Consider the following 21,543-nt stretch of genomic DNA (forward strand, 5'->3'; position numbering starts at 1 on the left):
TACGCATTTCCTGGTGTTTGTCAATCACTGTTTTAGTGAAGGGAGCGAGAAAATTAACGAAGCGAGCGAAGCTTGTAGCCCACAACCGTATTTCTAACCCTCTGACAAACCAAAGGTTTCCACCTTTGAACTGACAAATAAACGCCGCTGGTAACGCTGTGCGTCCCCGGCAGCGGATGCGTACTCTACGGATTCGCTGCCGCGTTGGCAAGTGGTTTTAGAAGAAAGTCGTGAATATATCTTAACTTTTAGGTTTGGCTTTACGCATAACGGCTAATACAGGACCTGAACACACATAAGCACCAAAAAGCAGTAGCAACATCACAGAAGGTTCAACAGAGATCATTACGAAGCCTAGCACTACCGCCAGAAGTACAACAAAGGGCACAGGCTTTTTGAAATCGAGATCTTTAAAGCTGTAATAACGAATGTTGCTAACCATGAGCACACCCGCAGCACCCACCACAAACAGCATAAGCAGCTTAAAACCTAACGCATCTGCATCAAAGCTATGGAAGGTCCATACACTCGCAGCCACTAAAGCAGCAGCGGATGGGCTTGGCAAGCCGATAAACCATTTCTTATCCGTACTGCCAATCTGCACATTGAAGCGCGCAAGGCGCAGTGCAGCACAAGCGACATAAAGAAATGCAACGACCCAGCCTGTTTTGCCAATGTCTTGCAAAATCCAGGTAAAGGCAACCAATGCAGGCGCCATACCGAACGAAATCATGTCAGCAAGGCTATCGTACTCTGCACCAAACTCGCTTTGCGTATTGGTCATACGGGCAACGCGACCATCAAGCCCGTCGAGCACCATAGCGATAAAAATTGCCACTGCTGCTGAGGTAAATTCGCCGTTGATACCCGCCACCACCGCGAAGAACCCCGAAAACAATGCAGACGTAGTAAACAAATTGGGCAGTAGATAAATGCCTTTGCGACGAACTTTCTTACCGTCCTCCACTGCTTCTTCAACTACTTCTGTTTCGCGCAAGAAAACGGTAGCAAGATCTTCATTACTTACATTGCCATTACTCACACTGCCACTACTTGCGTTGTCATAGTTTGCATTTTCGTGACTGGTGTCACCTTGGCCACCTTGCTCTCCTGCACCACTATCTTCCGGCTTCAGGCCGTCTTGAGACCCTGCCTGAGGGGCCTGTTTACGCTCTTGATCGCGAGCATCCTGAGTCATAAATATCTTCCGTTTAAAGTAAAGTCACAAGAACAGTGATCTCGTTCCATTCTACACGGTGAGGCTAACTCAGCCAGCAAACAACGCAAACGCCTCGGGGCGCGACAATGCGCGCCCCGAGGCTCTAACTAATGCACCAGCATGTTAACCGCTTAGTTTTTTGATTTATCAACCAACTGGTTTGCGGCAATCCACGGCATCATGCCACGTAGTTTAGCGCCTACTAGCTCGATTTCGTGCTCAGCATTCAGGCGACGGCGTGCTGTCATAGACGGGTAGTTAGTGTTGCCTTCCTGGATGAACATTTTGGCATACTCACCCGTTTGAATGCGCTTGAGTGCGTTGCGCATTGCTGCACGAGACTCATCGTTAATCACCTCGGGGCCAGTAACGTACTCGCCATACTCCGCATTATTGGAGATGGAGTAATTCATGTTGGCAATGCCGCCTTCATACATCAGGTCAACAATCAATTTAAGCTCATGCAGACACTCAAAATAAGCCATCTCTGGGGCATAGCCTGCTTCCGTCAGCGTTTCAAAGCCAGCTTTGACCAACTCAACCGCGCCACCACACAGAACCGCTTGCTCGCCAAACAGATCTGTTTCGGTCTCATCTTTGAAAGTAGTTTCGATGATGCCGCTGCGGCCACCGCCAACACCTGCCGCGTAGGAAAGCGCTAGTTCTTTAGCATTACCAGACGCATCCTGATGGATAGCGATCAAGTCTGGAATACCGCCGCCTTTAACAAACTCTGAGCGCACCGTGTGACCCGGCGCTTTCGGAGCGATCATGATGACATCAAGATCTTTGCGCGGCTCGATTTGGTTGTAGTGGATATTGAAGCCGTGAGCGAAGGCTAAGGTCGCGCCTTCTTTCAAGTTCGGCTCTATTTCCTGCTCATAAATCGCTTTTTGGTTCTCATCCGGCGCCAGAATCATGACAACGTCAGCGGTTTTGCATGCTTCCGGAACGCTTGCCACTTTCAGGCCTGCGGCTTCTGCTTTGGCGGCAGAAGAGGAACCTTTGCGCAGCGCAACGGTGACGTCGACGCCAGATTCTTTCAAGTTATTCGCATGGGCATGGCCTTGCGAACCATAGCCAACGATAGTGACTTTTTTGGCTTGAATAAGGGACAGATCGCAATCTTTATCGTAGTAAACGTGCATAGTGAAACTCCAAAATCGAATTTGATCAAAAAATGATCGTTATATAGAAATAATTTATATAGCTATCAGCGTTGATGGCCACCCGTGCCGTCTTTTGCAGCACTGGGCTATGGCATTGATGCCACTGTACGCCACTGCCACCATTGCGTAAAACGCTATATTTGCAACACACTATTTCTGATTGTGAAACAATAGCCTTAACACTGGGTTTACTGTTGGTCTTGATACTGGGATTACTATGGATTTTCGCTTGTTAAAACATGTGGTGACACTGGCTGAGACACTGCACTTTGGTCGCGCAAGCGAGCTTTGTCATATTAGTCCGTCCACATTAAGTCGATCAATTCAACAAGTTGAGGCCGAGCTAGGCACGCGGTTATTTGAGCGCGACAATCGCCATGTCACGTTAACCCTCCAAGGATTAGCGTTTCAGCACTATGCAAAGGAGACTTTAGAGCAGTGGGAAATGCAGAAGCGAACACTAGCCGCCACGGTGGCGCAGCTACGCGGTGAAATAAGCATTTACTGCTCAGTCACCGCGAGCTATAGCTTTCTCTATGAACTATTAAGCGATGTGCGTACCCGACACCCAGGTATCGAACTAAAGCTACATACCGGTGACCCCGCCGATGCCATGTCGCGGGTACTGGAAGGCGCAGACGATATGGCCATTACCCCACGCCCGCGGATTCCACCCAACGCACTCGCATTTAAATCGCTTACCCGCTCGCCGCTACTGTTTATTGCCCCTAGAGAAGCCCACGATTGGCTACCCAATCAGCCGGAAAGTTCTACCGCCGAGCAATGGCGTCATGTCCCGATGATTCTTTCAGAGGCAGGGCTTTCAAGGGAGTATGCCAACACTTGGTTTAAAGCGATGGGCATCACGCCACGCATTTATGCCCAAGTGGCTGGACACGAAGCGATTGTGAGCATGGTAGGGCTGGGATTTGGCGTGGGTGTCGTCCCAAAAATCGTGTTAGATAACAGCCCACTGGCCGAGCGCGTGCAAGTGCTCAACGTAAAACCCGAGCTACCCCACTACGATGTCGGGCTTTGCGTACTTAATCGACGACTTAAAAACCCGATGATTGATGCGTTTTGGGCAACCGTGACGCCGCGTTAACGCGCATTAAAAAACGCCATAAAAAAAGCCGCCTAATGTAAAGGCGGCTTTCTTAACGGCTTTTTTAAGCACCTTCTTAAGTACTCTCTTAAGTACTTTCTTAAGCACTTTCTTAAGCTCTTACTCGTCTAGCAGGCTGCGTTTACAGCGACAGTACTTTATCGCCGCGAGCGATGCCGGATACTCCGGTACGCGCCACTTCGAGAATGCCTACCGGCGCCATGGCCTGTAGAAATGCATCTAGCTTAGTGGCGTCACCGGTAATCTGAACGGTATAAAGACTAGGTGTCACGTCGACGATCTGCGCGCGGAAGATATCTACCGTGCGCTTCACTTCATCACGGGCGGCGCCTAGCGCTTTTACTTTCACCAGCATCAGTTCACGCTCAATGTGGTTACCTTCCGTCAAGTCAACCAGTTTGACCACATCAATCAGCTTATTGAGATGCTTGGTGATTTGCTCAATCACCCGGTCATCACCCACGGTGGTCACGGTTAGACGTGAAAGCGACGGATCTTCAGTCGGTGCAACGTTAAGCGTTTCAATGTTGAAGTTACGCTGGGAGAACAGCCCGACCACACGTGACAGCGCACCCGGTTCGTTTTCCATCAGAATCGAGATGATATGACGCATCAGGTACGCTCCGTTTTAGACAGCAGCATGTCACGCATGGCACCCAGCGGCACCTGCATCGGATAGACGTGCTCGAAAGGATCGACCTTCACATCCAGGAACACCAGCTCATGTTTATTGGCAAAGGCACGCTCTAGCGCCGGCTCCAACTCATCAAGGGTATTCACGGTGATCGCAGTAAATCCGTAAGCCTCAATAAGCATGTGGAAGTCCGGCAGTGACTCCATGTAAGACTGCGCGTGGCGGGATTTATAGTTCAAATCCTGCCACTGCCTCACCATGCCAAGCGACGCGTTGTTGAGGTTTACAATCTTGACGCCCACGCCGTACTGCTTACAGGTGGAAAGTTCCTGCATCATCATCTGAAAGCTACCTTCCCCCGTCACGCACACGACATCTTCATCCGGGAAGTTCTGCTTGATACCCATCGCGGCCGGGAAGCCAAAGCCCATGGTGCCCAACCCACCCGACGTGATCAGACGGTTAGGCTTTTCAAACTTGTAGTACTGAGCAGCAAACATCTGGTGCTGACCAACATCTGTCGTCACATAGGCTTCACCGCGCGTAACACGGCACAGCGCTTCGACAACTTCCTGAGGCTTCAACACTTCGCCTGGTTTAGAGGGCTCGTATAGCTTGCCTTCACGCTCAGCACGCCAGCCATCAATCTTTTGCCACCACTCGGCCAGCGCTTCAGGCTGCGAAATTGACTGACCTTGAACCAGGCTGATCATTTCATTAACGACACTAGATGCTGGGCCTACGATAGGCACATCTGCACGGACAGTTTTAGATATCGAGCTTGGGTCCACATCCACGTGAATGATTTTTGCCGTGGGGCAGAATTTCGACGTGTTGTTGGTCACTCGGTCATCAAAACGCGCGCCAATGGCAATAATCAAGTCCGCATGGTGCATGGCCATATTGGATTCATACGAGCCGTGCATTCCCAACCAGCCCAGACACTGCCGGTCACTCTGCGGGTAAGAGCCAATGCCCATCAGCGTTGTGGTAATGGGGAAGCCTAACTGCTTGACCAAATCGGTCAACCCTTCGCTTGCCTTGCCAGTTACCACGCCACCGCCGGTATAGAACACCGGACGCTTGGCTTTCAGCATCAGCTCAACGGCTTTTTTAATTTGACCGGCATGACCCCGGGTAACCGGGTTATAGGAGCGCATCTTAATCTTTTTCGGATAGATGTACTCGTAGCGTTCGGTCGGTGCGGTCATATCTTTCGGGATATCGACCACTACCGGACCTGGACGGCCAGTCGCCGCAAGATAGAAGGCTTTTTTCAGCACCTCTGGAATTTCAGACGGATGCCGAATTGAGAAGCTGTGCTTCACGATAGGGCGAGTCACACCCACAATATCGGTTTCCTGGAAGGCATCATCACCAATCAGGTGGCTCATTACCTGACCGCATAGCACAACCATAGGAATCGAATCCATATAGGCCGTCGCAATGCCGGTGACCGCATTGGTAGCACCAGGACCGGAGGTAACGAGCACCACGCCTGGCTTGCCCGCTGCACGGGCATAGCCATCTGCTGCGTGAGTTGCTGCCTGTTCGTGACGCACAAGAATGTGCTTCACTTTATCCTGACGGAATAGCGCATCATAAATATGCAGCGCCGCGCCGCCGGGATAACCATAAATGTATTCAACGCCCTCATCCTGCAAGAAGCGGGCGATCATATCTGCGCCGGAAAGCAGTTCCACTGTGTTTCTCCCCTGGAGGTCTCGAGTGCGATCCGCAGGACATCCTGCGGTGTCGAGTGCGGCGGTATGCCGCTGCCGGCCCATGCCGGCACCTGATGCCAAACCCTGGCATATGGCCCGGTTAGGGCCTGCACTCTCATCGGAAGCACTGACATATTATGAAATACACCAGCGTTTTCCTTACACGACGGTTTGCCGTGTCGGGGCGTTGGCCAGGTCGGGCGGTTAGCCCAAGCCCGGAAGTCCTTCGGCGGGTAAAGGCGTTTGCCTACCCTTCGCGCGGGGATTAGGGGTTGCCCGTTGGTTCCGCGCCCGCAAATCAGGAACCCACAAGATTCCATTAGCGCCCGCAGCCTGTCAACCTCCGATCAAAACAAACGCAACAAACGTTGCAGTAAGCCATTAAAAAAGCCCCGCTAGCATAGCTAACGAGGCTTTTGCCCTATTTCATTGCGCAGGTTTATTGACGATACAGGCCTGTTGATTGCCCACGTATGGATTACCCAAACACCAACTTGCCTTCACTCGCGCTGATATGAATGGTGTCACCCGGGGCATACTTGCCCGCCAGCAGGTCTTGAGACAATGGATTCTCGATGCGGCTCTGGATCGCCCGCTTCAACGGCCTTGCACCGTACACCGGATCGAAACCGACAACCGCCAACTGCGCCATCGCGTCATCGCTTATCTCCAGGCTCAAATCATGTTCAGCTAAGCGAACTTTCAAACGCTCCAACTGAATGCCGGCAATCGCCTGAATTTGTTCTTGGCCAAGGGCGTGGAATACCACCACCTCATCAATACGGTTAATAAGCTCAGGCCGGAAGTGATTACCCACCACCTCCATCACCGCATTTTTCATCGATTCGTAATCACTGTCTTGATCACCGCTCGCGTCTGCACCCATACGCTGGATGATGTCAGAGCCCATGTTAGAGGTCATCACGATCACCGTATTACGGAAATCCACCGTACGTCCCTGGCCGTCGGTCAAGCGGCCATCTTCCAACACTTGCAGCAGGATATTGAACACATCCGGATGCGCCTTTTCCACTTCGTCCAGCAACAGCACTGAGTAGGGCTTACGACGCACCGCTTCGGTCAAGTAGCCACCCTCTTCATAACCCACATAACCCGGGGGTGCACCAATCAAGCGAGCCACGGAGTGCTTCTCCATGAACTCCGACATATCGATACGCACCATCGCTTCTTCGGTATCGAACAAGAAGTTAGCCAGCGACTTACATAGCTCTGTTTTACCCACCCCGGTTGGGCCGAGGAACAGGAATGAGCCGTTGGGTCGATTGGGGTCAGAAAGCCCTGCCCGCGAGCGGCGCACGGCGTTCGCCACTGCTTCTACGGCTTCATGCTGACCAATCACCCGCTCATGCAACGCCTCTTCCATGCGCAGCAGCTTGTCCCGCTCGCCTTCCAACATTTTGGAGACTGGAATGCCGGTCCAGCGGGAAACCACCTCGGCAATCTCTTCTTCGGTGACGTTAGAGCGCAGCAACTGATGGCTGGCTGTATCCGCCTCGCCTTCGCCCGCTTCGCTAATTTTCTTCTCCAGCGCCGGAATTTTACCGTACTGGATTTCCGACATACGCCCTAAATCGCCCTGGCGACGCGCCTGCTCTAAATCTAGGCGGGCCTGCTCCAAATCAGCCTTAAATTGTGCGGCGCCCTGAATACTGGCTTTCTCAGCCTTCCAGATTTCGTCCAAGTCAGCGTATTCACGCTCTAGCTCGTGAATCTGATTATTCAGCGCTTCAAGACGCTTCTTAGTAGCCTCGTCAGTCTCTTTCTTAAGCGCTTCGCGCTCCATCTTTAGCTGGATTAAACGACGATCCAGCCGATCCATCTCTTCGGGCTTGGAGTCTAATTCCATCCGAATACGTGACGCTGCCTCGTCAATCAAATCGATGGCTTTATCGGGCAACTGTCGATCAGAGATGTAGCGGGTAGAAAGCTTCGCTGCCGCAATGATCGCTGAGTCGGTAATATCCACACCATGGTGAACTTCATAACGCTCTTTTAAGCCGCGTAGAATGGCTACCGTATCCTCTTCGGAGGGCTCATCAACAAGCACTTTCTGGAAACGACGCTCCAATGCGGCGTCTTTTTCAATGTATTTGCGATACTCATCCAACGTGGTTGCGCCCACACAGTGCAACTCGCCACGCGCTAGCGCAGGTTTAAGCATATTACCTGCATCCATCGCGCCTTCAGCTTTACCCGCGCCCACCATGGTGTGCAGCTCATCGATAAACAAGATGACCCGCCCCTCTTCTTCGGAAAGCTCTTTAAGCACGGCTTTTAAGCGCTCTTCAAATTCGCCACGAAATTTAGCGCCCGCCAGCAGAGAGCCCATATCCAGCGAGAGCACGCGCTTCTCTTTCAAACCTTCGGGCACTTCGCCATTAACAATACGCTGCGCCAAGCCTTCGACAATGGCGGTTTTACCCACCCCTGGCTCACCAATCAACACCGGGTTATTTTTGGTCCGGCGTTGCAGCACCTGGATCGTACGACGAATTTCATCATCGCGGCCAATCACAGGATCCAGCTTGCCATCTAACGCACGCTGGGTAAGGTCCATGGTGTATTTATTAAGCGCTTCACGCTGATCTTCTGCATTGGGATCATCGACCTTAGCACCACCGCGTACGCTGTTGATTGTGGCTTCCAGACCTTTTCGGCTTAGCCCGGCCTCTTTCATCAACTTGGTGATCGCGCTGTTCATTTCCAATGCCGCCAAGAGCACCAATTCACTTGCAATGAACTGGTCGCCGCGCTTCTGTGCTTCCCGGTCAGTTAAGTTAAATAGCTTGATGAGATCGCGAGATGGCTGAACATCACCGTCGAACTGGCTTACTTTAGGTAAGTCATCTAGCTGCTTCAGTAAACCGTCGCGTAGGCGCGAACTACTGCCTTCGGCTTTTTCGACCAGGGCTTTGATGCCGGTATCTTTAGTATCAAGCAGCGCGAGTAGTAAGTGGGCTGGATCAAGCTGATTATGGCCGTGCCCAACCGCAAGGGATTGTGCCTCAGAAATAGCGGCTTGCAACTTGGCAGTAAATTTATCGAATCGCATGGAATTCCTCCTGGGGGTGCCGTGCGTTTGGACCCACGGTGTTTCCCAATAACGTGTCTTTAACGTGCTAAAAATGTTTAGCTTGACAAGTTAAATGGCGTCAGTTCCATGCATTTCAAGAGGCGTCTGTAACAAGCTTACAAGAATAATGCTACTTAATTGATCCAGATCACACTTGCCATGCGTCCGGTGTTGCCATTGTCTCGGCGGTGAGAGTAAAAGCGCGATTCGCAGGCAGTGCAGAAGTGGCCGCCGCTAATATGGTGGACCCCAAGCGCCTCTAAACGAAAGCGCGCCAAGCGGTAAAGATCCGCCATATAGTGGCCAAGACGGTAGGGGCTGTGATCGAACGCATCGACGGCTTCAGGGTGCACCGCCACAAATGCACCGTACACTTCTGGCCCGACCTCAAACTGAGCATTTGAAATAGCCGGCCCTAGCCATACCAAAAGTTCGTCTGGATCGCAGTTCATAGCGGCAACGGTAGCTTCTAACACGCCGCCCGCTAGCCCACGCCAACCCGCGTGGGCAACCGCTACCTGGGTGCCTTGGCGATGACAGAACAGGACTGGCAAACAGTCTGCGGTTAACACCACGCAGGCATAATCGTTATTGTTAGCAACCGAGGCGTCAGCTTCCGGCATATCATCTTGATACGCCTGCTGGACGCGTGCGCCATGGGTTTGGTTTAGCCACAGCAGTGGGCGATCATCGCCAATTTCTTTATGCAGCAAACGCCGACACAACGCCACATGATCAGCGTTATCGCCTACATGGGTCGCTGGATTGAAAGCTGCAAAATCATCTTGGCTAGGCCCTGTTTCCCGAGTGGTCACGAACGCCCGCACATTCGCGGGAGCGGGCCAGTCAGGTAACAGCAGTGTGGGCTTTAGATCAATCGCGTCGCTCATCTCATGGTCTCACTATCTTCGCGCAAGTAGTCCAACAACATCAGTAAATCATCGGGCAAGTCGGCATGAAAAGTCAGTGCTTCTTCACTCACAGGATGGATAAAACTGAGCTTTCGAGCATGCAGTGCCTGGCGCGGAAATTCACGCAAAATCTCTTTTAAGGGCGCGGCAGCTCCCGGCGGCAATTTGGCACGACCACTATAGAGCGGATCGCCAATCAGCGGGTAGCGGGCATGGGCCATATGAACACGAATTTGATGGGTGCGCCCGGTTTCCAGCTGGCAACGCACATGGGTGTGGGCGCGAAAACGCTCAACTACCCGAAAGTGAGTCACTGCCGGCTTTCCAGAGGCCGTGACCGCTTGTCGCTTGCGGTCTTTAGGGTGCCGACCGATGGGTGCATCGATGGTGCTACCCGATACGGGCTTACCAATCACCACCGCATCATACTGACGAGAAACACTGCGTGCCTGTAGTTGCTCAACCAACGTGGTTTGTGCGGGCAATGTTTTTGCCACCATCATCAACCCAGTGGTGTCTTTATCCAGGCGATGCACTATTCCTGCCCGCGGCACTTCTGCCAGCGCGGGATGATGATGCAGTAGCGCATTCAACAATGTGCCGTCAGGGTTGCCCGCGGCGGGATGAACAACCATGCCAGCGGCTTTATTGATAACCATCACCGCGTCGTCTTCATAAACGATTTCGAGCGGAATATCTTGGGGCTCAAAACGCGTATCGTCTTCGATAGTCGCTTTTAGCGCTAATAGTTCATGGCCGTGCAGCTTGGCCTTCGGCTTTACGGTAGCGCCGTCGACAGTGAGTTCACCAGCGTTGATCCACGCTTTCAGACGTTCGCGGGAATAATCGCTGAACAACTCAGCGGCGGCTTGGTCTAAACGCGCGCCAGCTAATGTCGCGGGTACCCGCTGCGTGGCTTCAACAATACGAGACATGAACAACCTCTTTAAGACGCAAACGGTGCTGTCACTATTTTATGCTGCTTAACGTTTCAAGCGGCAATGGAGTGTCGCTAAGCCTGCGTTTTGCGTCTAGGTGATTTATAGTGGGCGAACTGCTATCTATTCTACCATTTCTACTTATGGCCATCGTCGCTTTTCGGTGATTGAGGCTTGTTTGCAACGAGGATGATGATGCGCGCTTTTTCCGCTGCCAACCGCTTTGGCGTTCTAGCCTTGAGTCTTGCCCTTTTGGCAGGCTGTGCCAGTAATAAATCCACACCCGAAGAGGATGATGAATTTGCGGGTGTACAAGAACGTGAACTCTATGAACTTGCGCGCACTGCGCTAGATAGCGACCGTTTTCCGATTGCCATTGAGCGACTAGAAGCACTTGATACCCGTTACCCGTTTGGCCCTCACGCCGAACAAGCTCAGCTTGAGCTGATTTACGCCTATTACGAGAACAACAATTGGGAAGAGGCGCGCGCCGCTGCAAGCCGATTCATTCGCTTGCACCCTGACCACCCACAAGCAGATTATGCCTACTATCTACGTGGCCTTTCTGCCTGGCAAGCAGGTCGATTTAGCCTTGAGCGTCTGCGCTTGATTGATATTTCCAAGCGCGATTTGGGTGCTTCACGGGATGCTTACAACGATTTCCGCGAGTTAATTCAGCGTTTCCCGCAAAGCGAGCATGCACCGGATGCCCAGCAACGCATTGTTTATCTGCGCGAGCTGCTGGCACGCCACGAACTCCATGTTGCCGACTACTACCTGCGTCGTGGCGCCTTTCTGGCCGCCGTTGAACGAGGCCGTTGGGTGATTGAAAACTACCCTGAGTCCAACGCTACGCGTGACGCGCTGGCAACCATGGTAGAAGGCTACCAAGGGCTTGGCATGAATGATCGTGCCAATGAAGTGCTTGTTGTGTTGCGTGAAAATGCCCCAGACCACGAGCAACTGCGCGGCAGTCGTTTTGTGCCGAAGCATGGTAACGCGAAGAATTAATAGCTATCTCTGGTAACAGAGCACCCCATAAATCCGCACAAAACGTTCATAAAAACCACGCCTCGGCGTGGTTTTTTGTGTCCTCTACAAACTATTTTTACTTACACAACGTTAACAAATTTAAAACCAATCAGGCTGAAATAAGTTGTACAAACATTATGCAAACAATTATATTCTGCGCACCTGAATAATAAAACATCTGCTCGGAGCTCACCGGATGTCGACACCCAAATCTCGGTTTTCAGAAACCAATATAAGCACTCGTTTAACGCTCGCTTTTTCTACCTTGCTAGCATTGCTGGTCATTTTGACAGCCGTTGGTATTTATCAAGTCAATAAAATTGATCGCGGGTTAACGTCCATCAATGACGTAAACGGCGCTAAACAGCGCTTTGCTGTTGATATGCGCGGCAGCGTTCATGACCGCGCGATTGCACTACGCGACATCGTTATGACGACTGACGCCAGCCGCCTGACCACGCTGAATGAAGAGATGCGTCAGCTAGATGCTGATTATGAAACAGCGATTGAAAACATGCAGCGGGTCGTGGGTAAAACCGATACAACACCTCAAGAGCAAAGCATTCTCTCGACTATCAATACTCAATCGGCAACCACGCAAGCGCTAACTCAGCAAGTGCTCGATGCAAAAACCGATAATGCTCTTAGTCGCGCTCAAACTCTGACACTAGAGCAAGCTGGACCTGCTTATGCGGAGTGGCTTAACCGCATCAATCAATTCATTAATCTGCAGGAACAGATTAACAACGCTTCTACCGCCGCCGCCCGCAGCACCGCATCAGGATTTCAATTGCAAATGTTGGGGCTAACGCTGTTTGCTGTACTGATTGGGGGAGCCATTGCAATATTTTTGTCCCGTCAATTGCTTCGCGAACTAGGTGCTGAGCCCCGTCAAGTGAAAGCGTTCGCGGAGGCCATTGGTCGCGGCGAACTGGCGAATCAGCCACTTCTCAAGAAAGGCGATACCTATAGCATCATGGCATCGCAAGTTGCAATGGCTGAACAACTTCAAGCCATCGTGTCGCAAGTACGCTCTTCAGCCGAGGCAGTGGCCTCCAATAGCGAGCAAATTGCAGAGGGTAATAGCGACCTCTCTTCACGCACGGAAGAACAGGCCAGCGCTCTGGCGGAAACAGCGTCGGCAATGGAACAGCTCAACAGCACGGTTAAGCTAAACGCAGATAATTCGCTACAGGCAAGCCAAGAAGCCGCCAGCGCTTCAAAAACAGCTACTCAGGGCGGCGAGGCGGTGCACCAGGTCGTTGCTACCATGAACGATCTCAATAAGAGTTCACAAGAAATTGCGGGCATTATTTCAACCATTGATGCCATTGCCTTCCAAACCAATATTCTTGCCCTGAATGCGTCGGTTGAAGCTGCCCGAGCTGGGGAACATGGTCGTGGATTTGCCGTGGTTGCCGAAGAAGTCCGTAAACTCGCACAACGAAGTGCTGATGCCGCTCGAGAAATTAATGACTTGATTTCTAATAACTTGGAGCGGGTCAATCACGGTAATGCGCGCGCTGAAGAAGCCAGCAAATCAACCGAAGACATTGTGGCTGCGATAGAACGAGTGACCAAAATTATGCAGGAAATCAGCCATGCCAGCGCTGAACAGAGCACCGGTGTACAAGAAGTTGGCCAAGCGATTACCGAGATGGATCAAGTGACTCAACAAAACGCTGCGCTCGTTGAAGAGAGCGCAAACGCTGCCAATCATCTACGCCAAAACGCCCATCAATTGCTACATACCATGAGTGTTTTTAAGCTACCCGCCAGCCAACAACTGTCTTATGTGCAATCAGTAACAAACACCGGATCGACACAAGACCGGTCGGCAAATAACGCTTCAAGCTTACCAAGCGTGAAGCGCCAACCCGCCGAGGCCGCGTGGGACAGCTTTTGAAGCCGTTTCTACCGCTTTGATTAATCGCCAGGCTGCCAACCATTAACAATCGGGTAACGCCGGTCACGCCCAAATCCTCGGGGCGTGACTCTTACCCCAACCGGGGCTTGGCGCCGCTTATATTCACAGCGGTCTACAAGCTTCACGACTTTGTAAACATCTTCTTCATCAAACCCGGCGGCGATAATCGCCTCGGCGCTCATGTCGCCTTCAATGTAGCTGACCAGAATGGCGTCCAGCACATCGTAATCAGGTAATGAGTCACTGTCCTGCTGGTCGGGTGCCAGCTCCGCACTTGGCGGGCGCTCAATTACTCGCTCAGGAATGGCGGGTGACTGAGTATTGCGCCAGCGGGCTAAACGATATACCCAGGTTTTATAAACGTCTTTGATGGCGTTGTAGCCACCCACCATGTCGCCATAAAGCGTCGAGTAACCCACTGCCATTTCGCTTTTATTGCCAGTGGTTAGCACCATCAGGCCTTTCTTGTTGGAAATCGCCATCAGCAAAACGCCACGACAACGCGACTGCAGGTTCTCTTCAGTGGTGTCTCGCTCGGTGCCCGCGAAGCTTTCAGCCAGCGTACCCATAAACGCGTCGACCATCGGTTCAATGGGCATCACTTCATAATGCACGCCCAACATCTCAGCCTGTTCAGCAGCATCCTGTTTCGAGATATCCGCCGTATAATGATAGGGCATCATCACTGCCTGCACGCGCTGAGGACCCAGCGCATCGACGGCAATCGCCAACGAGAGTGCGGAATCAATACCACCGGAAAGCCCCAGCACAATGCCCTTAAAACCGCTTTTATTGACATAATCCCGCAGCCCTGTGACCAAGGCACAATAAAGGCTCTCTTCAGGCTCAACCTCTGGCTCAATTTCACCCACCTGGGGTTCCCACGTATCAGCGCTCGTTTGCAGCAGTTGTACGGGCATTAAGCCTGCTTGCCATGAAGGAGCAAGCACCTTAAGTTCGCCTTGGGCATCTACACAGCTAGAACCACCGTCGAACACCAGTTCGTCCTGACCACCGATAGTGTTCACGTATACAATCGGGCGGTTTACGTCTTGAGCGCGCAGCTCTAATAGGCGCAAACGCTCGCTGGGCTTGTCCTGATGATAGGGCGAAGCGTTTAGGCTGATCAGTACTTCTGCGCCCGCTTCACGGGCAGCATTCACCGGGGTGCCTTCCCATAAGTCTTCACAAATTAGCAGCCCCAGCTTGGCGCCTTTATGCTCGTAAACTAGCGGCTGGGTGCCCGGCGTAAAGTAGCGCTGCTCATCAAATACTTGATAATTGGGCAGTGCCTGCTTGGCGTACTCCGCTTCCCACTGGCCGTTGTACAGCACACCTGCCAAGTTGTAGCGTTTTCCTTCACGCACGCCTGGATAGCCAATAATCACCAGCACATCCCGTGCTATTTTTTCTGCCATCTTCGACCGCGCTTCACGTAAGCGAGCTTCCATCGATGGGCGAAGTAGCAAATCTTCCGGCGGGTAACCGGATAAGAAAAGCTCTGGGAAGACAACTATATCCGCCCCATGCTCGATCCTCGCTTCGCGCACTGCTTCAATGGCGCGTGCAGCATTGCCGGGAATATCTCCTACTAAAGGATCGAGTTGGGCCATTACCAGCGTTAAGTCTTGCATGGGCGTTAAAATCTCTTGAGAATCTTTAGAACACGTTGCCGTTTACCTAAATGCATTGTCCCGCAAGGGCTGCCAACAGGCAAAGGTTAGCCGGCACTCATGTTACTCTAGCTATCATTACATCCCACCATGGGAGTCACAGAGGATGAACCTTTTGATCATTCGGCTGATTATTTTTGCCGTGCTGTTTTACGTGGGCCTGAAGCTGTATGGCATATACCGAGAACGCAGACTTAGCCACCAACCGAGCGAACCCAAACGCCATGAAGGCGGGCAAATGGTGCGCTGCCGGTGGTGCGATGTCCATGTACCCGAAGAAGAAGCCCTACGCGATAACGAACAGTGGTTTTGCTCAAGCGCTCATCGCGATCGTTTTTTGCAAGAACAAAAAGATAAGCAGGACCGTGACTAGCACCATTATGCACCGACAATGCTTTCTATTAACCGATCTGCTGTAGGCTGAAAGGGTGTTGGGTCGATAAGTGCCTCACGCCCTAATAGCTGATCAACCAATATATGGGTAGACGCTGGTGCAAGCACCAACCCATTGCGGTAGTGGCCTGCATTCACGTACACACCAGACCATCCAGGCAAGGCGCCAATAAACGGAATACCGTCCGGTGAGCCTGGACGCAACCCTGCCCAATGATAGGCAACGGAGTAATCTGACAACGCCGGCACGATGCTCTCTGCGGTCTTTTTGAGTGACGCCAGTGCTTCAGCGTCGGTCGTTTTATCGAAGCCTGCTTCTTCTAAGGTTGAACCTACCAGCAGCAAGCCATCACTACGCGGGATAATATACCGACCATCTTTCAATACTACACGCTGCACCAATCCTGGCGGCGTTTGATAAGCGATCATTTGGCCTTTCACAGGGCGTACTGGCAAGCGAATCGTTAGGCTTTCTAACAGCGTGGCTGTCCATGCCCCGCCACATACCACCACTTTTTCAGCACGTAACTCCCCTTGCGCGGTCGCAACACCCAGCACTTGCTGCCCATTGGTGATGAAACTGCTCACCTCACGGCCTTCATTAACAACAACGTTCGGCATTGCCAGAAGACGGGCGCGCAGCGCCTGCCCCAGACGTGGGTTGCGTACGCTGCCGAGTGTCGGCATCCACAACGCACTCTCCTGCGCTGCAGCCACCATGGGCTCCTTCTGATGAACAAACTCAGCGCTAACACGCTCCAGCGGTTTGGCTAACTCTCTCGCCCAGCAAAGCGCTACTTCCGCATCATCAACGTTGAGATAGAGGAGCCCTTTTTGTCGATACTCAGGATCAATGCCGGTCTCTTCCAACAAACGTAGCGACAAAGTGGGATACGCGCCCTCTGACCAGCGCGAAAGTTGTGAGATCGGCGGCGCATACCGCCATGGATATAGCGGCGAGACAATGCCGCCACCTGCCCAGGAAGACTCCTGCCCGCAAATGCCGCGCTCTACTACCGTGACATGCTGGCCAGCATCTGCCAACTGCAGCGCCGTCATCATACCGATCACGCCACCGCCAATAATTAAGAAATTGCTCACAACAGTTGTCCGCTTTGGCTTACATAAAAAACGAGTACCGCGGGGTAGGCTTTAGAAAACGCACACGCCTGGAGTCATTATGCCACCTAACAATAACGGCTTACCCCTCACGCGTATCCAAGGCTTTACCCTGATCGAACTTGTTATTGCTTTGCTGCTTATTTCAGCATTAGCTGCTTGGGGAATGCCAAATTTTCAAGCACTTGGCCGAAGCACAGCCATCACCGCCGATATTAACAGATTGCAATCTGCCTTTTCGTTGGCACGTAACACGGCCATCACGCAACGCAAAACAGCCACGGTTTGCCCAACAAATAGGCAACGAAACGCCTGCACCAATGACTGGAGTAACGCGTTACTGGTCTTCAAGGGGGAAGCGATAAATCAAATAACCAGCAACGATGTCATACGTGTTTTCCCTGCGGAAAAGACAACCACCGTGACCTATAATCGTAGCTGGCGGCGCGTGAGCTACAGCTCGCTTGGCCACACAGACGGCTTCAATGGTCACTTTTACGTCTGTGCGGCAGACGCACCAGGCAAAGTGCTCGTACTCAGTAGGCTGGGACGTCTGCGTATTGATGAAACGCCTGCCGATTGTTGAACTCGACAGGCGTTAAAGCATTACTAACTCAAGCGATGCCATCCAAATAGCGCTCTGCATCTAGCGCTGCCATACAGCCACTACCGGCAGAGGTAATGGCTTGGCGATAAATATGATCCATTACGTCACCACAAGCAAAGACGCCCGGCACGCTGGTAGCGGTAGCGTTGCCTTCAAGGCCTGATTTCACCTTGATGTAGCCACCGTTCATTTCCAGCTGGCCTTCAAAAATTCCCGTGTTGGGGCTGTGGCCAATAGCGATGAACAGCCCAGGCGCGTGAATTTCTTTGCTAGAACCGTCTTTAGTGGACTTAACGCGTACGCCCGTCACACCGGTGTTATCGCCGAGCACCTCGTCTACTTCGTAGAACCACTCAAGGGCAATTTTGCCTGCTTCAACTTTTTCAAACAGCTTGTCCTGCAGGATTTTTTCGGCACGCAACGTATCGCGACGGTGCACCAGCGTCACCTTAGAGGCGATGTTCGAAAGGTACAGGGCTTCTTCAACAGCGGTATTACCGCCGCCCACCACAATCACTTCTTGATTACGATAAAAGAAACCATCGCAGGTAGCGCAAGCAGACACCCCTTGCCCCATAAACTGCTGCTCGGTTGGCAAGCCTAGGTAACGTGCGCTGGCACCGGTAGCAATAATCAGCGCGTCACAGGTGTAAATTCCGCTATCCCCTTTCAAGGTGTACGGTTTTTCACCTAAGCTGACCTCATTGATATGGTCGAACAACACTTCCGTATTGAAGCGCTCAGCATGCTGCTTCATGCGCTCCATCAACTCAGGCCCTTGGACACCTTGAGCATCACCAGGCCAGTTATCGACATCGGTTGTGGTGGTCAATTGGCCACCGGCCTGCAAACCGGTAATTAGCAGCGGCTTCAAGTTTGCGCGTGCTGCATACACCGCTGCGGTATAGCCCGCAGGGCCGGAACCAAGAATAATTAAACGTTCATGACGCGTTTCCATCACACCACCTTTGTCACAATTGAGCAGATATCGTTTGCAAGAGAGTCTGCCTGAAATGGTGTCAAGTACAAGCAATTACAAGGATTAGCCTTCGCTATTAGGCGAAGACGCCTTGAAAGCCAAAGGTGAAACACCCATGTGCTATTAAGAAGATAAGCCATACTGGGGATAAGACACATTTAAGAAAAGCAGTGACCGTCGCGCCTAGTGAATTGCAATTAGCGAGCTGCAATCAGCGATTCACTTAAGGCCCAGCAATCAGAGGAGAAAATAATGGGCAAGATACCCGATACGCTCACCACGTTAGCGGTGGGCAACCAGAAGTATCACTATTACAGCCTGCCAAAAGCCGCCGATGCGCTTGGAAATATTGACCGGCTACCCAAGACGCTCAAAATTCTGCTCGAAAACCAGCTGCGCTTTGGCGACGACGAAAGTGTCGACCAAGACGATATTCAGGCGTTAGTGGACTGGCAAAAAGAGGGCAAATCGAGCCGCGAAATCGGTTATCGCCCTGCCCGTGTCCTCATGCAGGATTTTACCGGGGTGCCAGGGGTTGTTGATCTTGCCTCCATGCGCGCGGCAGTTGAAAAGTTAGGCGAAGATCCCGCACGTATTAATCCGCTTTCTCCTGTTGATCTCGTTATTGACCACTCGGTGATGGTTGATAAGTTTGGCAACGCCGCCGCGTTTCAAGAAAACGTCGATATCGAAATGCAGCGCAATGGCGAGCGCTACGAATTTCTACGCTGGGGCCAGCAAGCGTTCGACAACTTTAGCGTTGTGCCGCCCGGCACCGGCATCTGCCACCAGGTCAACCTAGAGTACCTGGGTCGCACTGTATGGACGAAAGAGCAGGATGGCCAGACCTTTGCCTACCCAGACACCTTAGTCGGCACCGATTCCCACACCACGATGATCAACGGCCTGGGCGTACTTGGCTGGGGCGTAGGTGGCATCGAAGCCGAAGCGGCCATGCTTGGCCAGCCAGTCTCGATGCTGATTCCAGAAGTCATTGGTTTCAAACTTAATGGCAAGCTGCGTGAAGGTATTACCGCCACCGATCTCGTGCTTACCGTGACCGAAATGCTGCGTAAAAAAGGCGTGGTGGGTAAGTTTGTTGAATTCTACGGTGACGGCCTTAACGACTTGCCGTTGGCCGACCGCGCCACGATTGCCAATATGGCACCGGAATATGGCGCTACCTGTGGCTTTTTCCCCGTAGACGACGAAACGCTCAACTATATGCGCCTTACCGGCCGTGAAGATGACCAGATTGCGTTGGTAGAGGCGTATAGCAAAGCGCAGGGCTTATGGCGCGAACCTGGCGACGAGCCGATCTTTACGGACTCTCTCAGCCTCGATATGAATGAAGTAGAAGCAAGCTTGGCCGGCCCAAAACGCCCCCAAGACCGCGTGGCGCTCAAAGACATGGCAGCCGCCTTCGACAAGTTCATGCAAGAGGACGCCAGCGCAGACTCCGCCGCAAAAGGTAAACTCTCGTCGGAAGGCGGCCAAACCGCTGTGGGGGTGGAGCGTAGCTTTAAACATGACACCAGCCAAGACGTTAAGCTTAACGATCAGGATGTCAGCCTCGACCCAGGCGCCGTGGTGATCGCGGCCATCACCTCGTGTACCAACACCTCCAACCCTAGCGTCATGATGGCAGCCGGGCTGCTGGCACGTAACGCACGCCAAAAGGGACTCACCACAAAGCCATGGGTTAAGACTTCCCTTGCCCCGGGCTCAAAAGTGGTGACCGATTACTTGGCAGCCGCGAACTTAAGCGATGACTTGAATGCGCTAGGTTTTAACTTGGTGGGTTACGGTTGCACGACGTGTATCGGCAATTCTGGCCCCCTGCCTGATGAAATTGAAACAGCGATCAACAATGGCGACCTCGCCGTGGCCTCGGTGCTGTCAGGCAACCGCAACTTTGAAGGTCGTGTGCACCCGTTGGTAAAAACCAACTGGCTCGCTTCACCGCCCTTAGTGGTGGCCTATGCGCTAGCCGGTAACGTGCAGTGCAACTTAACGACTGATCCACTCGGTCATGACAACGACGGTAACCCTGTTTATCTCAAAGACGTCTGGCCTTCACAGGCAGATATCGCCAGTGCGGTTGAACAGGTCAACACCGAAATGTTCCGCAAAGAGTATGGCGCAGTTTTCGAAGGCGACGACACATGGAAAGCCATCAACGTCCCTGAGAGCAAGGTATATCAGTGGCCTGAATCTACCTACATTCAGCACCCACCCTTTTTCGAAGGCATGGAACGTGAACCAGACGCCATTGAAGATGTTAAAAACGCGCGTGTGTTAGCCCTGCTAGGCGATTCGGTGACGACCGACCATATCTCCCCAGCTGGCTCTATCAAGCCTGACAGCCCTGCTGGCCGCTATCTGCAGGAGCACGGCGTAAAACCCGTCGACTTCAACTCCTACGGCTCACGTCGTGGCAACCACGAAGTGATGATGCGCGGCACCTTTGCTAACGTGCGCATTAAAAACGAAATGCTAGACGGTGTAGTGGGTGGAGAAACTCGCCACGTCCCCAGCGGCGAGCAAATGCCAATTTACGATGCCGCCATGAAATATAAAGAGGAAGGCACACCGTTGGTGGTGATTGCCGGCAAAGAGTACGGCACCGGCTCTTCGCGGGATTGGGCAGCCAAAGGTACTCGCTTGTTGGGGGTGCGCGCAGTCATTGCCGAATCCTACGAACGCATCCACCGCTCTAACCTGATTGGGATGGGCGTCGTGCCGCTGCAGTTCCCTGAGGGTGAAAGCCGTGAAACCCTTGGCCTAACGGGTGACGAGGAAGTATCAATTGCTGGTTTAAGCGATTTGAGCCCAGGTGGCACCGTGAAAATCGTCATTAAAAATGGCGATGGGGAACGTACCGTTGATGCCAAGTGCCGAATTGATACCGTCAATGAACTGGCTTACTACCGCCACGGTGGTATCCTCCATTATGTGTTGCGCAAAATGATCGGCGCAGCGTAAAGGTAAAACCTAC

The 21,543-nt window shown here is 52.4% G+C and carries 16 protein-coding genes; 6 read left to right on the forward strand and 10 right to left on the reverse strand.

Annotated features, from left to right (window positions below; translation table 11 throughout):
• Positions 1–241: 241 nt before the first annotated feature.
• Positions 242–1,198 carry a CDP-diacylglycerol--serine O-phosphatidyltransferase gene (pssA, locus tag ELY33_RS17530; RefSeq protein ID WP_126949195.1) on the reverse strand — a complete coding sequence of 319 codons (957 nt, stop codon included), beginning with the start codon at positions 1,196–1,198 and terminating at the stop codon, positions 242–244.
• A 152-nt stretch (positions 1,199–1,350) separates the two neighbouring features.
• Positions 1,351–2,367 carry a ketol-acid reductoisomerase gene (ilvC, locus tag ELY33_RS17535; RefSeq protein ID WP_126949196.1) on the reverse strand — a complete coding sequence of 339 codons (1,017 nt, stop codon included), beginning with the start codon at positions 2,365–2,367 and terminating at the stop codon, positions 1,351–1,353.
• A gap of 238 nt (positions 2,368–2,605) precedes the next feature.
• Here ilvC and ilvY point away from each other — a divergent pair, with 238 nt between their 5' ends.
• Complete coding sequence (ilvY, locus tag ELY33_RS17540) at positions 2,606–3,493, forward strand: HTH-type transcriptional activator IlvY (RefSeq protein WP_126949197.1); 888 nt, start codon at positions 2,606–2,608, stop codon at positions 3,491–3,493.
• 142 nt (positions 3,494–3,635) lie between these two features.
• Here the strand turns inward: ilvY and ilvN are convergent, their stop codons facing one another.
• The 5 genes from ilvN to rluD form a co-directional block, all read right to left on the reverse strand.
• The gene (ilvN, locus tag ELY33_RS17545) at positions 3,636–4,127 is read right to left on the reverse strand and encodes an acetolactate synthase small subunit (protein ID WP_126949198.1); all 492 of its coding nucleotides are present in this window, start codon (positions 4,125–4,127) and stop codon (positions 3,636–3,638) included.
• Complete coding sequence (locus ELY33_RS17550) at positions 4,127–5,851, reverse strand: acetolactate synthase 3 large subunit (RefSeq protein WP_126949229.1); 1,725 nt, start codon at positions 5,849–5,851, stop codon at positions 4,127–4,129. Before ELY33_RS17550 ends, ilvN begins: the two co-directional genes overlap by 1 nt.
• Before the next feature lie 499 nt (positions 5,852–6,350).
• Positions 6,351–8,945: an ATP-dependent chaperone ClpB gene (gene clpB, locus ELY33_RS17555; protein WP_126949199.1), complete on the reverse strand. Its 2,595-nt coding sequence runs from the start codon at positions 8,943–8,945 to the stop codon at positions 6,351–6,353.
• 155 nt (positions 8,946–9,100) lie between these two features.
• The gene (gene pgeF, locus ELY33_RS17560; RefSeq protein WP_126949200.1) at positions 9,101–9,856 is read right to left on the reverse strand and encodes a peptidoglycan editing factor PgeF; all 756 of its coding nucleotides are present in this window, start codon (positions 9,854–9,856) and stop codon (positions 9,101–9,103) included.
• Complete coding sequence (gene rluD / locus ELY33_RS17565) at positions 9,853–10,812, reverse strand: 23S rRNA pseudouridine(1911/1915/1917) synthase RluD (RefSeq protein ID WP_126949201.1); 960 nt, start codon at positions 10,810–10,812, stop codon at positions 9,853–9,855. Before rluD ends, pgeF begins: the two co-directional genes overlap by 4 nt.
• A gap of 198 nt (positions 10,813–11,010) precedes the next feature.
• On the opposite strand from rluD, the gene ELY33_RS17570 reads away from it, so the two are divergent.
• Complete coding sequence (locus ELY33_RS17570; RefSeq protein ID WP_126949202.1) at positions 11,011–11,826, forward strand: outer membrane protein assembly factor BamD; 816 nt, start codon at positions 11,011–11,013, stop codon at positions 11,824–11,826.
• Between the two features lie 217 nt (positions 11,827–12,043).
• Positions 12,044–13,753 (forward strand): methyl-accepting chemotaxis protein, encoded by a 1,710-nt coding sequence (locus ELY33_RS17575; protein WP_126949203.1) that lies wholly within the window; start codon positions 12,044–12,046, stop codon positions 13,751–13,753.
• Positions 13,754–13,773: 20 nt separating this feature from the next.
• On the opposite strand, the gene ELY33_RS17580 is transcribed toward ELY33_RS17575, so the two are convergent.
• On the reverse strand, positions 13,774–15,408 hold the full coding sequence (locus ELY33_RS17580; protein ID WP_126949204.1) for an NAD+ synthase: 1,635 nt from the start codon (positions 15,406–15,408) through the stop codon (positions 13,774–13,776).
• Positions 15,409–15,553: 145 nt separating this feature from the next.
• Between ELY33_RS17580 and ELY33_RS17585 the strand changes: the two genes are divergently transcribed.
• The gene (locus ELY33_RS17585) at positions 15,554–15,820 is read left to right on the forward strand and encodes a PP0621 family protein (RefSeq protein WP_126949205.1); all 267 of its coding nucleotides are present in this window, start codon (positions 15,554–15,556) and stop codon (positions 15,818–15,820) included.
• A 5-nt stretch (positions 15,821–15,825) separates the two neighbouring features.
• On the opposite strand, the gene thiO is transcribed toward ELY33_RS17585, so the two are convergent.
• The gene (gene thiO, locus ELY33_RS17590; RefSeq protein ID WP_126949206.1) at positions 15,826–16,941 is read right to left on the reverse strand and encodes a glycine oxidase ThiO; all 1,116 of its coding nucleotides are present in this window, start codon (positions 16,939–16,941) and stop codon (positions 15,826–15,828) included.
• Positions 16,942–17,020: 79 nt separating this feature from the next.
• On the opposite strand from thiO, the gene ELY33_RS17595 reads away from it, so the two are divergent.
• Positions 17,021–17,545 carry a GspH/FimT family pseudopilin gene (locus tag ELY33_RS17595; RefSeq protein WP_126949207.1) on the forward strand — a complete coding sequence of 175 codons (525 nt, stop codon included), beginning with the start codon at positions 17,021–17,023 and terminating at the stop codon, positions 17,543–17,545.
• Positions 17,546–17,573: 28 nt separating this feature from the next.
• Here the strand turns inward: ELY33_RS17595 and trxB are convergent, their stop codons facing one another.
• The gene (trxB, locus tag ELY33_RS17600) at positions 17,574–18,524 is read right to left on the reverse strand and encodes a thioredoxin-disulfide reductase (RefSeq protein WP_126949208.1); all 951 of its coding nucleotides are present in this window, start codon (positions 18,522–18,524) and stop codon (positions 17,574–17,576) included.
• A gap of 273 nt (positions 18,525–18,797) precedes the next feature.
• On the opposite strand from trxB, the gene acnA reads away from it, so the two are divergent.
• Positions 18,798–21,530 (forward strand): aconitate hydratase AcnA, encoded by a 2,733-nt coding sequence (gene acnA, locus ELY33_RS17605; RefSeq protein ID WP_126949209.1) that lies wholly within the window; start codon positions 18,798–18,800, stop codon positions 21,528–21,530.
• Positions 21,531–21,543: the final 13 nt, after the last annotated feature.

The organism is Vreelandella andesensis, assembly GCF_003989795.1.
Lineage (GTDB): Bacteria > Pseudomonadota > Gammaproteobacteria > Pseudomonadales > Halomonadaceae > Vreelandella > Vreelandella andesensis.

What these genes read in the sequence shown, in the direction of transcription:
- pssA (WP_126949195.1), bottom strand. Translation starts at nt 1,198, where the DNA reads ATGACTCAGGATGCTCGCGATCAAGAGCGTAAACAGGCCCCTCAGGCA.
- ilvC (WP_126949196.1), bottom strand. Translation starts at nt 2,367, where the DNA reads ATGCACGTTTACTACGATAAAGATTGCGATCTGTCCCTTATTCAAGCC.
- ilvY (WP_126949197.1), top strand. Translation starts at nt 2,606, where the DNA reads ATGGATTTTCGCTTGTTAAAACATGTGGTGACACTGGCTGAGACACTG.
- ilvN (WP_126949198.1), bottom strand. Translation starts at nt 4,127, where the DNA reads ATGCGTCATATCATCTCGATTCTGATGGAAAACGAACCGGGTGCGCTG.
- clpB (WP_126949199.1), bottom strand. Translation starts at nt 8,945, where the DNA reads ATGCGATTCGATAAATTTACTGCCAAGTTGCAAGCCGCTATTTCTGAG.
- pgeF (WP_126949200.1), bottom strand. Translation starts at nt 9,856, where the DNA reads ATGAGCGACGCGATTGATCTAAAGCCCACACTGCTGTTACCTGACTGG.
- rluD (WP_126949201.1), bottom strand. Translation starts at nt 10,812, where the DNA reads ATGTCTCGTATTGTTGAAGCCACGCAGCGGGTACCCGCGACATTAGCT.
- ELY33_RS17570 (WP_126949202.1), top strand. Translation starts at nt 11,011, where the DNA reads ATGCGCGCTTTTTCCGCTGCCAACCGCTTTGGCGTTCTAGCCTTGAGT.
- ELY33_RS17575 (WP_126949203.1), top strand. Translation starts at nt 12,044, where the DNA reads ATGTCGACACCCAAATCTCGGTTTTCAGAAACCAATATAAGCACTCGT.
- ELY33_RS17580 (WP_126949204.1), bottom strand. Translation starts at nt 15,408, where the DNA reads ATGCAAGACTTAACGCTGGTAATGGCCCAACTCGATCCTTTAGTAGGA.
- ELY33_RS17585 (WP_126949205.1), top strand. Translation starts at nt 15,554, where the DNA reads ATGAACCTTTTGATCATTCGGCTGATTATTTTTGCCGTGCTGTTTTAC.
- ELY33_RS17595 (WP_126949207.1), top strand. Translation starts at nt 17,021, where the DNA reads ATGCCACCTAACAATAACGGCTTACCCCTCACGCGTATCCAAGGCTTT.
- trxB (WP_126949208.1), bottom strand. Translation starts at nt 18,524, where the DNA reads ATGGAAACGCGTCATGAACGTTTAATTATTCTTGGTTCCGGCCCTGCG.
- acnA (WP_126949209.1), top strand. Translation starts at nt 18,798, where the DNA reads ATGGGCAAGATACCCGATACGCTCACCACGTTAGCGGTGGGCAACCAG.